General features: G+C 63.6%; 11 protein-coding genes. 4 read left to right on the top strand and 7 right to left on the bottom strand.

Going from position 1 to position 13,068, the window contains the following annotated elements; translation table 11 throughout:
* Positions 1-25: 25 nt before the first annotated feature.
* A complete protein-coding gene (locus V5B44_RS09555) occupies positions 26-1,282 on the bottom strand; it encodes a hemolysin family protein (RefSeq protein ID WP_332358829.1) in 1,257 nt (418 codons plus the stop codon).
* Between the two features lie 107 nt (positions 1,283-1,389).
* Positions 1,390-2,865 carry a hemolysin family protein gene (locus V5B44_RS09560; protein ID WP_332358830.1) on the bottom strand — a complete coding sequence of 492 codons (1,476 nt, stop codon included), beginning with the start codon at positions 2,863-2,865 and terminating at the stop codon, positions 1,390-1,392.
* A gap of 459 nt (positions 2,866-3,324) precedes the next feature.
* On the opposite strand from V5B44_RS09560, the gene V5B44_RS09565 reads away from it, so the two are divergent.
* Together V5B44_RS09565 and V5B44_RS09570 are read left to right on the top strand one after the other, a co-directional pair.
* Positions 3,325-3,828 (top strand): universal stress protein, encoded by a 504-nt coding sequence (locus V5B44_RS09565; RefSeq protein WP_332358831.1) that lies wholly within the window; start codon positions 3,325-3,327, stop codon positions 3,826-3,828.
* 25 nt (positions 3,829-3,853) lie between these two features.
* Entirely contained in the window at positions 3,854-5,647 is a 1,794-nt protein-coding gene (locus V5B44_RS09570) for a Na/Pi cotransporter family protein (protein WP_332358832.1), read from the top strand.
* A 137-nt stretch (positions 5,648-5,784) separates the two neighbouring features.
* Here V5B44_RS09570 and V5B44_RS09575 read toward each other — a convergent pair whose 3' ends face one another.
* From V5B44_RS09575 to V5B44_RS09585, 3 genes are read right to left on the bottom strand one after another with little or no spacing between them, the layout of a single operon-like run.
* Complete coding sequence (locus tag V5B44_RS09575) at positions 5,785-6,840, bottom strand: 2-oxoacid:ferredoxin oxidoreductase subunit beta (protein WP_332358833.1); 1,056 nt, start codon at positions 6,838-6,840, stop codon at positions 5,785-5,787.
* A 1-nt stretch (position 6,841) separates the two neighbouring features.
* On the bottom strand, positions 6,842-8,680 hold the full coding sequence (locus tag V5B44_RS09580) for a 2-oxoacid:acceptor oxidoreductase subunit alpha (RefSeq protein ID WP_332358834.1): 1,839 nt from the start codon (positions 8,678-8,680) through the stop codon (positions 6,842-6,844).
* 14 nt (positions 8,681-8,694) lie between these two features.
* Positions 8,695-10,539 (bottom strand): FAD-dependent oxidoreductase, encoded by a 1,845-nt coding sequence (locus tag V5B44_RS09585; protein ID WP_332358835.1) that lies wholly within the window; start codon positions 10,537-10,539, stop codon positions 8,695-8,697.
* Positions 10,540-10,750: 211 nt separating this feature from the next.
* Between V5B44_RS09585 and V5B44_RS09590 the strand changes: the two genes are divergently transcribed.
* Positions 10,751-11,197 carry a rhodanese-like domain-containing protein gene (locus V5B44_RS09590; RefSeq protein WP_332358836.1) on the top strand — a complete coding sequence of 149 codons (447 nt, stop codon included), beginning with the start codon at positions 10,751-10,753 and terminating at the stop codon, positions 11,195-11,197.
* A gap of 41 nt (positions 11,198-11,238) precedes the next feature.
* On the opposite strand, the gene V5B44_RS09595 is transcribed toward V5B44_RS09590, so the two are convergent.
* Positions 11,239-11,757 carry an O-acetyl-ADP-ribose deacetylase gene (locus V5B44_RS09595; RefSeq protein ID WP_332358837.1) on the bottom strand — a complete coding sequence of 173 codons (519 nt, stop codon included), beginning with the start codon at positions 11,755-11,757 and terminating at the stop codon, positions 11,239-11,241.
* Positions 11,758-11,841: 84 nt separating this feature from the next.
* Complete coding sequence (locus V5B44_RS09600) at positions 11,842-12,201, bottom strand: thioredoxin family protein (RefSeq protein ID WP_332358838.1); 360 nt, start codon at positions 12,199-12,201, stop codon at positions 11,842-11,844.
* 542 nt (positions 12,202-12,743) lie between these two features.
* On the opposite strand from V5B44_RS09600, the gene V5B44_RS09605 reads away from it, so the two are divergent.
* Positions 12,744-13,043, top strand: coding sequence for a hypothetical protein (locus tag V5B44_RS09605; RefSeq protein WP_332358839.1), 300 nt, complete (start codon positions 12,744-12,746; stop codon positions 13,041-13,043).
* Positions 13,044-13,068 lie beyond the last annotated feature (25 nt).

The raw sequence follows: 13,068 nt of genomic DNA on the forward strand, positions 1-13,068 counted from the left end.
TCGGGCACCGCCCACTGCTGTGCCCCTACACCCGTTCGACGCGCACCTTGGTGACGGAGCGCGCATCGGCCTCGGTCACCGTATAGCGATAGCCCTGCTCGAGTACCGTATCGCCGACCTCCGGGATGTGTCGCAGGCGGTTGATCAGGAAGCCGGCGAGGGTATGCGCTTCGCCGACCGGGAGATTGAGCTTAAGCGAATCGTTCAGCTCCGAGATCGGCGCGCGCCCGCTGATCAGGTGCGTGTCGTCGCTCTCCGATTCGATGGTCACCCGGCGCGTCTTCATGGTGTCGAAGTCGTAGCCGGAGTCTACCGTGCCGACGACTTCCTCGAAGATGTCCTCCATTGACAGGATGCCGATCGCCGAGCCGAACTCGTCGACGACGATTGCCATGTGGTCGGCGCGTGCGCGCAGCAGCGGCAGCACCTGATCGAGGCTCTGCTTGGGCGTCAGGTAGAGGGCCGGTTTGACGAAATCCTCCACCGGTCGCTGCTCGATGTCGGGCAGCAGCAGATCCCAGGTGCTCAGCGTCATCACCCCGGTGACGTTGGTGATGTTGCCACGAAAGACCGGCAGGCGATTGAATCCGGACGCCCAGACTCGCCGCACCGCCTCGCCCATCTCGCGCGTCTCGTTGAAGCCGACGACCTCGGCCAGCGGCGTCATCACCTCGCCAACCGTCGTGTCGGCAAAACGGAAGATGCGACGAATCCGCTGCTTGCTGGTCGCGGCGCTGTCCGACGAGGTTTCCGACAGATCGATCAGGACGCGCAATTCATCCTTGCTGATGAAGCCGCTCTGGCCCGAGGTTGCGCCGCCGAAGAGCCGGGCGGCAACACGCGCGACACGGCTGAAGACGAAGATCACCGGATAGAACAGGTAGGAGAAAAAACGCAGCGGGTAGATGATCTTGACGGCGATCGTGTCGGCCTTCTGCTGAAAGATGCTCTTCGGCACGATCTCGCCGAAAATCAGCAGGAAGGGGGTGAACACCAGCACCGAGACCAGATCGCCGATGTCCCCGAGCAGGTGCACAAAGATCAGCGTGCCCATGGTGGTGATCGTCACCGTCGCGATGTTGGTACCGACCAGCGTCGTACCGAGCATCACGTCCGGAGTGCGGAACAGGTTGAGTACCAGCTTGGCGCCCGGGTCGCCGAGCCGGGCCTGATGCCGCAGGTGGATCTTGTCCGAATTGACCATCGCCAACTCGGACCCCGAGAAAAACCCCTTGAGGACAAGAAAGATCAGGATGACCAGCAATTGCAGAAGCAGTTCCATTGTTCGTCTCCTTGTCTAGTTCGCCGCGCCGCGGCCTTGCCCGCAGGCGCGCTGCTCTCTGCCTCGTGCTCCGCGGCGCCTCGCCTCAGCCTCGGTCAGCCTCAGCCTCAGGCCTCAGCCTCAGCCTCAGCCTCAGCCTCAGCCTCAGCCTCAGCCTCAGTCGGTTCATTCAGCGGCTCGCTTTCGTATTCGTCCAGGGTTTCCTGCTCCTGGTCTACCGGCACGCCAGCCAGCAGACCTTCCGCTACCGGCTCAGCTGCCAGGCTCTCCATCTCCAGTGGCTCGTCCGGCGTTTCCTCCGGCTCATCGGGGGTGCGGCCGCGCGAGACGCGCACCTTGGTGATGCGCATGCCGCTGACTTCCTTGACGGTGATCTCGTAGTCGGCGTAGAAGACCTTCTCGCCGACGCGCGGCAAGCGGCCGAAGAGCACCAGCGTTACGCCGCCGATGGTGTTCATCAGCGGGTCTTCAATATCGAAATTGGTCAGCGTGCGCAGGTCCGCCAGGCGCATGTAGCCGGGGACGGTGAAGCTGTCGTTGTCTTCCTCCTGGAAGTACTCCTGGCCGCGCATCTTGCCCGAGATTTCACCGAAGATGAAACTCAGCACATCCTTGATGGTGACGATGCCGAGCACCTCGCCGTACTCGCCGATGACCACCGCGGCGCGGGTGTTGAAGCGCTGGAAGTACTCCAGCATTTCGTCGACCTTCTTGGTCGGCGGCACGAAGTGCGCCGGCTTGAGGATTTCCCTGAGCTGGATCGCCGATCGGCCACCATCGGCGCGCACCCGGCGCAGCAGATCCTCGGCATGCAGGAAGCCGATGACGTTATCCCAGTGGCCGCGGTACACGGGAACGCGCGGGTGACGATAGCTGCGAAAGCGCTCGATCAGCTCCTCGACCGGCAGGTCACCGTCGAGGAAGCGGATGCGTGGACCCGGCGTCATGATCCGCGCGACGTCGGTTTCGGCGGCTTCGAGCACCTTGTCGATCAGCACCCGCTCCGAGGCCTGGATGACGCCGGTTTCCTCGCTGTCGGCCATCAGTGTCCGCAGTTCGTCGGCCTTGAGGATGTTCTCACGCCCGACGTGCTCGCCGACGACAAAGGTCGTGACCCGGTCGGCGACCATGCGCACGACGTTGCGCAGGGGGGTGACGATGAAAATCCACTTGGGCAGGAAGCGGGCCGAGAGCAGCGTTGCAAACTTGGTCGGAAAGTTGACCGCGATCGTCTTGGGCGTTACTTCGCCGAACAGCAGCAGCAGTGGCACCATCACCAGAACGTTGATCCAGCCGGCATCCGCCTCGCCGAAGGCCGTCACCAGGATCATGGTCATGTTGGCGGCGGCGGCGATGTTCACCAGCTCGTTGCCACAGAGCAGCGAGACGATCAGTCGCCGTGGCTCGTCGAGCATGGCGTGAATGCTCTCGGAGTGAGGATTGCGAGAATTGCGCAGCTTCTGGAGATCGATCCGGCTGAGCGAAAACAGGGCTGTTTCAGACCCGGAAAAAAAGGCCGACATGGAGAACAGGCAGCACTGGATCACGATACGGACCACCAGCTCCCAGTCGATTGACGACACGCCTAACCATTCCATGAAATGCCCCCGCCTCAGGAAGTGTTGTTGCAGAGATGCTGCCGCGTTCTGGCAGCAGATCGCAGCAAAAACCCGGCTAAAGGACGCTCGGCGGCCAAAAACGACACCGGAACGTGCAACACGCAAGGATAGGCGCAATGCCGCACGGAAACAAGGGCCGATGGATCATCGGGGGCTCTCTGCCGGCGCCCGCGCTTGCGAACCAGCTGGCCAGGTCCGCGTCCGTTGGCGATGCGCGCGGCGCTGAGGGATCACAACAGGGAAAAAGACCATGTATGCAGCGAGAATTTATTGTATCTTTCGATTGATGCAAGTCAAGGTTCCGCCCATTGAGCCTCTGAATGAATGTCTTCAGTGAATTGTCCTGCCCAGGCTGGCCGCGGCCGGCTGGTCTTTCGAGCGGTGCCTGACAGGCTCGTTTTTTCATGAGAGGAGTGATTGCCCATGGCTGAACAGAAACAAGGCGACGCCAAGCTGCACGCCGCGGTCCGGGGGCCGATTCTGGTTCCCGTTGATTTCTCTGACTATTCCGAGGCCGCCCTGCTGCTGGCCAGTGACTTGGCCGCCGGCCTGGGGACACGGCTGGTGATCCTGCACGTGGTGCACGATCCGCTGAACATGCCCGGCTACTACGCGCGCATGGCGCGCAAGAAGACGCTGACCCGGATGGAGGACGTTGCCGGCGAAATGCTCGACGAGTTCCTGGCCGGGGTGGCGAAGCGGCATCCCGAGCGGGAGGCCTTGCACAAGCCGGAACTACTAATGGTCAAGGGCATCCCCGTGACGCGAATCCTGCAGGTGGCGGAGAAGCAGAAGGCCTGCATGGTGGTCATGGGCAGCAAGGGGACGACCGGCCTGCGGCACCTGCTGCTCGGTTCGGTGGCCGAGCAGGTGGTCGGCCTCGCCAGGCTGCCGGTGACCATCGTCAAGGAACATAAGAAATATTGAGTCGCAACGACCGGAGGTGAGAAGCATGCACAAAATGCATCTGAATTTCGTCAATCGTGTGGGTCTGCCGCTCGCGCTGTGTGGCATCGGAGCCACTTTCTTCCTGCTCGCCTGGCCGGCGCTGGCCGCACAGGTGGACGAAGCCGGGCCCGACTGGCTGATGATGACCGTCGAGCTGCTCGGCGGCCTGGCCATCTTCCTTTTCGGCATGATGCAGATGGAGGAGGGCCTCAAGGCCGTCGCCGGCGAGCGCATGAAGGGCATCCTCGCCACGCTGACCGTCAACCGCTTCATGGGCGTCGGCACCGGCGCGCTGGTGACGGCGGTGATCCAGTCGTCGTCGGTGACCACCGTGCTGGTCGTCGGCTTCATCTCGGCCGGGCTGATGTCGCTGTCGCAGTCGGTCGGGGTGATCATGGGCGCCAACATCGGCACCACGATCACCGCCCAGATCGTCGCCTTCAAGATCACCAAGGCGGCGCTGGGGATGATCGCCGTCGGCTTCGCCATGCTGTTCCTCGCCAAGAACGACAACACAAAGCACTACGGCGGCATGCTGATGGGCCTCGGCATGGTCTTCTTCGGCATGCACGTGATGAGCGAGGCGATGGAGCCGTTGCGCAGCTACCAGCCCTTTCTCGACCTGATGCGGACGATGGACAATCCACTCGTCGGCGTACTGATTGCCACGGCCTTCACGGCGCTGATCCAGTCCTCATCGGCGTCGACCGGGATCGTCATCGTCATGGCCAGCCAGGGTTTCATCAGCCTGCAGGCAGGTATCGCGCTGGCTTTCGGCGCCAACATCGGCACCTGCGCGACGGCGCTGCTGGCGGTGATCGGCAAGCCGCGCGAGGCGGTGCGTGCGGCGATCGTGCACCTCTTGTTCAATGTCTGCGGCGTGCTGATCTGGCTGCCCTTCATCGGCTTCATCGCCGCTCTGGTGACCAGTATCTCGCCGTCCTACCCGGATCTCACCGGCACAGCGCGTCTCGCCGCCGAGACGCCACGCCAGATCGCCAACGCACACACCTTCTTCAATATTGCCAACACGCTGATCTTTATCTGGTTCACCACCCAGATCGCACGCCTCGTCGAATGGCTGGTGCCCGACAAGCCCCTCGAGGAGGAAGCGATCATCGTGCGCACCAAGTTCCTGCATGAAGAGTTGTTGAGCACGCCGTCGCTGGCGCTCGACCAGGTGCGCATGGAAGTGATGCACATGGGCGAGACGGTCAATGCGATGTTGAAAGGCATCATGCCGGCGATCATCAAGGGTGACCGGCAGGCGCTCGAAGAAATCCGCATGATGGACGACACGGTCGACATCCTGCATGCGGGAATCATCGACTACCTGGGCAAGATCAGCAAACAGCAGCTGAGCGGGGAGCAGAGCCGGGAACTGCTGCAGTTGATGGAGGCGGTCAGCAACCTGGAGAATATCGGCGACATCGTCGAGACCAACCTGGTCGTGCTTGGCCACGACCGCATCAAGGACAAGGTAGCGGTCAGTGAAACCACGCAGCAGGTGCTCAACGGCTTTCAGCAGGCGATCACCAGGGCGGTTGCGGCGGCCGTGCAGGCGGTTGGTCAGCGCAACCAGCGCTCAGCGCAGGCGGTCGTCGGAATGAAGGACGAGATCAACAGCATTGCCGACTCGGCAGCCGCACACGAGGCACGTCGCCTGATCGCCGAGGAGCCCAACCGCATTCCCGCCTACGTCCTGGAAGTCGACCTGATCGAGAAGCAGAAGCGCATCTACTACTTCGCCAAGCGCATGGCCAAGACGGTCCTGCCCGCCGTTCTGCAACACGAGTAGGCCGATCGGGGGTGGCGGGCGAGAGCCTTTCGCCCCCCTGGTCGGGGCTCCTTCGCCCCCTGTTCGGGGCTGTCTGCGGTTGCGGTTGCTCTACCGCCTGCGATGACGCCGGCGGGCTGCGGCGGCGCCAGACGACATCAGCGCAGCGCCGCGTTGATCTTCTCGAGGGCCGTTGATCCGGGGCAGAGTTCGGCGGCGCCGAGCGTGTTCAGGGGCTGTGCGACGGTGTCGAGTTGCTCGTGCAGATCACAGGCGTCCGCATCCACATAGAGCAAGCCGGTGACTACTTCGCCACGCGCGGCGTGTTCCTGGACGTAACTCATCGCCCGGATGCGGTCGGTCGGGTCATAGTCGGCATGCAGCTTGCGCAGGCGAACCAGCGAGCCGTCATGCTGCCGCACTTCGATCAATTCGCCGGCGCCGTACTCGGCGGTGATCTCGTCGCGCTGCGGGAAGAAATCCAGGCGGTTGACCGCCTCGTTGTGCTCGCGCACGTAGTCGTAGCTCTTGGTGCTGCCGGCGTGGTTGTTGAAGGCGATGCACGGCGAGAGGATATCGATCACCGCCGCGCCCTGATGCGCCAGAGCGGCGCGGATCAGCGGCACCAGTTGCGTCTTGTCGCCGGAGAAGCCGCGGGCGACGAAGGTCGCGCCCATCAGTAGCGCCAGGCTGACCAGATCGATCGGCGCGTCGTTGTTGGTCTGCCCCTTCTTGGACTTCGAGCCTTTGTCGGCGGTGGCCGAGAACTGGCCCTTGGTCAATCCGTACACGCCGTTGTTCTCGACCAGGTAGGTCATGTTCACGCCGCGGCGCATGACGTGCGCGAACTGGCCGAGACCGATCGACGCCGAGTCACCGTCGCCGGAAACGCCAAGGTAGATCAGCTCGCGGTTGGCGAGATAGGCACCGGTGAGGACCGACGGCATGCGGCCATGCACGGTGTTGAAACCGTGCGAGTTGCCGAGAAAGTAATCGGGCGTTTTCGACGAGCAGCCGATACCTGACAGTTTGGCGACGCGGTGTGGCTCGATGTCGAGTTCCCAGCAGGCCTGGATGATCGCTGCCGAGATCGAGTCGTGGCCGCAGCCAGCGCAGAGGGTCGAGATCCGGCCTTCGTAGTCACGGCGGGTGTAGCCGACGCGGTTCTTGGCGAGGGAGGGATGGTGCAGCTTGGGTTTGGCGAGGTAGGTCATCTCAGGCCACCATGTTTTCGCGGAGAGGGCGCACGTTGAGCCTGGCGACGCGCTCGGCGATCTCCTGGGTGATGAAGCGTGCGGTGATCGGCGTGCCGTCGTAATGCAGCACCGGCACCAGGCTGGCCGGGCTGACGTGGGCTTCGTTGACCAGCAGCGTCGTCAGTTGCGCGTCGAAGTTCTGTTCAAGCACAAAGACCTTCGAGTGCGAGGCGATGAAGTCGGCGATCTCGTCCTGGAACGGGAAGGCGCGCACGCGCAGCGCGTTGATGTAGATTCCCTGTTCAGCCAGCGCGTCGAGCGCTTCGTGCATTGCCGGAGCCGTAGAGCCGTAGAAAATGGCGGCGAAACGAGCCGGGTACTTCGCCGCCGAGAGCACCGGCATTGGCACCAGCGTCTTGGCCGTTTCAAACTTCCGCCGTAACCGCTGCATGTTGTAGATGTAGTCGGAACCGGCCTCGGAGTAACCGGCGTAGGCGTTCTTGCTCGTGCCACGGGTGAAATAGCCACCTCTGGTCGGGTGCGTGCCGGGGTAGGTGCGGTAGGGGATGCCGTCGCCGTCGACGTCGAGGTAGCGGCCGAAATCGGCGCCGCCGTCGAGCGCCTCGCGGGTCATCACCTTGCCGCGGTCGTATTGCCGGCTGTCGTCCCACGCGAAGGGGCGGCACAGCCGCTGGTTCATGCCGATATCGAGGTCGGTCATGACGAAGACCGGCGTCTGCAGCCGTTCGGCAAGGTCGAGCGCCTGCGCCGACATCTCGAAGCACTCATAAGGGTCTTCGGGAAACAGCAGCACGTGCTTGGTATCGCCGTGCGAGGCGTAGGCGCAGGCGAGTACATCCGCCTGTTGCGTGCGCGTCGGCATGCCGGTGGATGGTCCGCCGCGCTGGACGTTGATCAGCACCGCCGGGATCTCGGCAAAATAGGCCAGGCCGATGAACTCCGACATCAGCGAGATACCCGGGCCAGAGGTGGCGGTGAAAGCGCGTGCACCGTTCCAGCCTGCGCCGATCACCATGCCGATCGAGGCCAGTTCGTCTTCGGCCTGAACGATGGCGTAGCGATGGCTGCCGGTGGCCGGGTCGACGCGCAGCTTTTGCGTGTAGCGCTGAAACGCCTCGGCCACCGACGACGACGGGGTGATCGGGTACCAGGCGCAGACCGTCGCGCCGCCATAGACGCAGCCGAGTGCAGCGGCGCTGTTGCCGTCGACGAAGATGCGGTCGCCGACCCGGTCGCGGCGTTCGACCTTGAGCGCGATCGGCTTGAGATTGTCGCGCGCGTAATCGCGGCCGAGATTGAGCGCCTGGACGTTGGAGTCGAACAGTTTTTCCTTGCCCTTGTACTGCTCACCGAAGAGCTTTTCGATCTCGGCCGGGTCGATGTCGAGCAGCGTCGTCAGGGCGCCGATGTAGATGATGTTCTTGAACAACTGGCGCTGGCGCGAGTCGCTGTAGTGGTCGTTGCAGATCTCGGTGAGCGGCATGCCGAGGACGTGGATGTCACTGCGGAACTTCGCGCGCGGCAGCGGCTTGGAGCTGTCGTAGAACAGGTAGCCGCCAGGATCGATCTCGCGTACGTCCTGATCCCAGCTCTGCGGGTTCATCGCCACCATCAGGTCCACGCCGCCACGGCGACCGAGGTAGCCGTGCTCGGTGACGCGCACCTCGAACCAGGTCGGCAGCCCCTGGATGTTCGACGGAAAGATGTTGCGTGGCGAAACCGGTACGCCCATGCGCAGGATGGCGCGCGCCAGCAGTTCGTTGGCCGACGCCGACCCCGAGCCGTTGATGTTGGCAAACTTGATGACGAAATCATTGACCGCTTCGATCTTCTGCATTTCTGGCTCCTCGCTCAGGCGGTGGCTTGCTGGGTATCCGTTGCACCGGGGCTTCGGCAGGCCGCACCGGCGTGCGTCATCTGGAGCAGGAACTTCTGCATGTCCCATGCCCCGGTCGGGCAACGTTCGGCGCACAGGCCGCAGTGCAGGCAGACGTCCTCGTCCTTGACCATCACCCGTCCGGTCTTCAGGGTCTCCGAGACGTAGAGATCCTGAGCCAGGTTGAGCGCCGGCGCCTGCAGCCGTGGGCGCAGCTCGTCCTCGTCACCGTTGGCCGTGAAGCTGATGCAGTCCATCGGGCAGATGTCCATGCAGGCGTCGCACTCGATGCACAGCCGGGGTGTGAACACCGTTTGCACATCGCAGTTCAGGCAGCGTTGTGCTTCCTTGAACGCAAGCTGCGGGTCAAAACCCAGCTCGACCTCGATCTTGATGCTCTTCAGTGCGGCACTGATGTCCCGCAGCGGCACGCGCAGGCGCCGGTCGACCGAGATTGCGTTGTCATAGCGCCAGGCATGGATGCCCATCTTCTGCGAAATGAGGTTCGTCATCGGCGGCGGTCGGACGGCGATGTCCTCGCCGTTCAACATGCGGTCGATCGAAACCGCTGCATCGTGGCCATGGGCGACCGCCCAGATGATGTTCTTCGGCCCGAAGGCCGCGTCACCGCCGAAGAAGACATTGGGCAGGGTGGACTGCATCGTCCGCTCGTCGAGCTTCGGTAGCCCCCATTTGTCGAACTCGATGCCGATGTCGCGCTCGATCCAGGGGAAGGCGTTGTCCTGCCCGACGGCGACCAGTACCACGTCGCACTCGAAATGTGGGTCGGTCTCGCCGGTCGGTACCAGCGTGCGGCGGCCGTTCTCGTCATAGACCGAGCGCACCTTCTGGAAGGTGACGCCGGTCAGCCGGCCGCCGTTGTGGGTGAAGGCCTTGGGAACGAGGTTGTTGAGAATCGGGATGCCCTCGTGCATGGCGTCCTCCTTTTCCCAGGCGCTGGCTTTCATCTGCTCAAAACCGGAGCGGACGATGACCTTGACGTCGGTGCCGCCCAGTCGGCGAGCCGACCGGCAGCAGTCCATCGCCGTATTGCCGCCGCCGAGAACGATCACGCGCTTGCTGATCGAGGTTACGTGGCCAAAAGCGACACTCGCCAGCCAGTCAATTCCGAGATGGATGGACTTCGCCGCCGCCTTGCGTCCAGGGATGTCGAGATCCTGACCGCGCGGCGCGCCGGAACCGACGAATACCGCGTCGTAGCCCTCGGCAAGCAGACCCCTGAGCGAACTGACGTACTGGCCGCTGCGGAAGTCGACTCCGAGGCCGAGGACATAGCCCGTTTCCTCGTCGATGATTTCTTCAGGGAGGCGGAATTTTGGGATCTGGGTGCGGATCATGCCGCCGGCGCGGGTATCGCCATCGTAGATCACGACCTCGTAGCCAAGCGGTGCGAGGTCGCGAGCGACCGTCAGCGAGGCAGGCCCGGCACCAATGCAGGCGACGCGGCGGCCGTTCTTCTGCGCTGCCGCTTGTGGCAACAGCGGCCGGATATCTTGCTTGTAGTCGGCCGCGACGCGCTTCAGGCGGCAGATCGCGACCGGCTCCCGGCGCTCGCGGCCATCGGCCGTCTCGTCCTCGACCCGGCTGCGCCGACACGCCGGCTCGCACGGTCGGTCGCAGGTGCGTCCGAGGATGCCGGGAAAGACGTTCGACACCCAGTTGACCATGTAGGCCTCGCTGTAGCGGCCGGCGGCGATCAGACGAATGTATTCGGGGACGGGCGTATGGGCCGGGCATGCCCACTGGCAATCAACGACTTTGTGGAAATAGTCGGGGGCGCCGATATCGGTAGGCTTCAAGACGAAGGGTTCCTTTCATCGAGATGAATCCGGGCCACGGCCGCGGGCCCCAAGGTTCAAGGGGCATACTAGCGCGGCACTGCAGCAGTGAAAAGGTTTATGTTTCAAGGGGCAAGCCGTCACGCTTGAAAGGGCGGGAAGACCCGGCGCTGGTGCCCTGGGCAGGGTGTCGTTGTAAGATGATGGCTTCGGTGTATCGGGAGTCTCGGTCATGGTTCGCAAAATGCTTCTTTCGCTTGTTGCCCTGTTTCTGGTGCTACCGGTCCGTGCCGCGGTGGTCGATATCGACAATACCGAACTGGCTCGGCTGGTCGCCGCCGGGGTGCCGATCATCGACATCCGCACCGAAGGTGAGTGGAAGGAGACCGGAATCGTACCGGGCAGCCGGCTGTTCACCTTCTTCGACGAGAAGGGTCGTGCGGATCCAGCCGCTTGGCTGCGGCAGGTACAGGGCGTGGCGACGCCGGACCAGCCGGTGATCGTCATCTGTCGCAGCGGCAACCGCACCAAGGCGGCAAGCCAGTTCCTGGCACGGCAGGCGGGTTACCAGACGGTTTACAACGTCAGGGATGGTATTCGCGCCTGGGCCACGGAAGGCCGTCCGCTGGCACCGGCGGCGAGCGCCGTCGCACGCTGCCTGGGCGGAGCGAACTGCTGAGTGTCTTGTACAGGCCCGGGCGTGTCCGGCGGCACTGAACGTCAGGCCGCTGTTTCGGCCAGCAGCCCGGCATAGATTTGCAGGTCGCGCGGCGAGAAGCAGCAGAAGACCACTTCCCTGATCAGGCCGAACTCCCGCACCGACGAACGAACCGTCGCGACGGCGACCTTCGCGGCTTCGTCGATCGGGTAACCGTAGATGCCCGTGCCGATGCTCGGCAATGCCAGGCTGAGCACGCCATTGGCTGCGGCGACCTCGATCGAGCGCCGGTAGCACGAGGCCAGCAGTTCGGGTTCGCCACGGGCGCCGCCGCACCATACTGGTCCGACGGTGTGAATGATGTACCTGGCGGGCAGGCGATAGCCTCTGGTGAGCTTGGCATCGCCGGTGCTGCAACCGCCGAGCCGGCGGCATGCGTTCAGCAACTCGGGGCCGGCCGCGCGGTGAATGGCGCCGTCAACGCCGCCCCCGCCGAGCAGCGACGAGTTGGCGGCGTTGACGATGGCGTCAAGCGCCAGCGTGGTGATGTCGGCTTGTAGCGCACGGAGCAGGGCTGGCATGGTGTAGCGGCCTCACCACAACACGACAAAGGTGTCAGGGCAGGGCAGGCAGGGAGGCATGGGCGCCACAACTCCGAGCGCCCGCTAGCGATGGTCGGCGCAATCCGGCTTCCCGTCGGTCAGAGCAGTGCTGGCCAGTGCCTGTACGATCGCCGCTGCATCGGTGGGACGGACCAAGCGTGCAACTTCGCTCCCTTGGCGCAGGAAGATCAGCGTTGGCCAGAGCTTGACCGTGAACGAACGACCCAATCTGCGGCCGGGGCCATCTTCTATCTTGATGTGCCGCACCCCGGGGTAGGCTGCCAGGGCGCTCGCCAGCAGGGGTTGGGCGGCAAGGCAGTGCCCGCACCAGGGCGCACCGAACTCAACGACGATCGGCTCGGTGATGTCATCAATCTGGCTGCGAGATGGCTCGCCAGGGGCATAGACGGCGTTCAGACCCATGTTCTCTCCTTGACAGGCGCTCCAGGCAGGGAATGTCGCCTGAGCATATCCTACTGAAGCATCGTCAGGGTGCTCTTTTTGCCCGGCACGCCTTCAGCTTCGTCCGCGACGAGATTCGCAGGCGCTTCCCTCCGGAGCTGGAACGCTTGTTCCGGCGCAGGTCCTCCATCCAGCGTCGAGGTCGCCTGACCGGGGGGTCTCTCGGTACAGGAAGGCCTTGATTTCTTGCTGGCAGGCACTATGTAGACCGTGTCGGCGGCCGAGGTTCGCATACCATACGGGAATGTCTGCCGACCGACATTTCGATCGCGCTGGCAGCGGATTCGACCACCCTACAGGCTGAGAGCAGCAAGGAAGCGGCGGAAGGGAAAGGAGATTGGCGTCCATGCGAAATCCGTTCGAGTGCCTTTCCCGCTCGATGTCGTTGCCCGTCGAGGTCGATACCGATGCCGCCAGAGCCGCGTTCAACGTTCAAGGACAAGGACAGGGTCCTGGGGGTCGCCATCAGGGTCGGACAAGCGGCAACCCTACGAGGAGTGGTTATGCGTCCTGGATTCATGTTTTCGGCTTTGTTGATCTCCCTTGCCGTGCCTCCTGCTGCCGGCGCTGATGTGATGCGCGAGGCGACGCGGGGCGAGTTGCTGTACACAACGCACTGCGTCTCCTGCCACGACGCCGAGGTTCATTGGCGCGACAAGAAACTGGTCAACGACTGGAAGAGCCTGCGATCGGAGGTTCGCCGCTGGCAGGAGACCGTGTCCCTGGGGTGGGATCAGGACGACATCGACGAGGTGGCGCGATACCTGCGGGCAATACATTACCGTGATCTTGCCTTCGACTGAGCAGGTGGCGGCGAGGCTCCGACAG

It is taken from the genome of Candidatus Accumulibacter necessarius, from assembly GCF_036625085.1.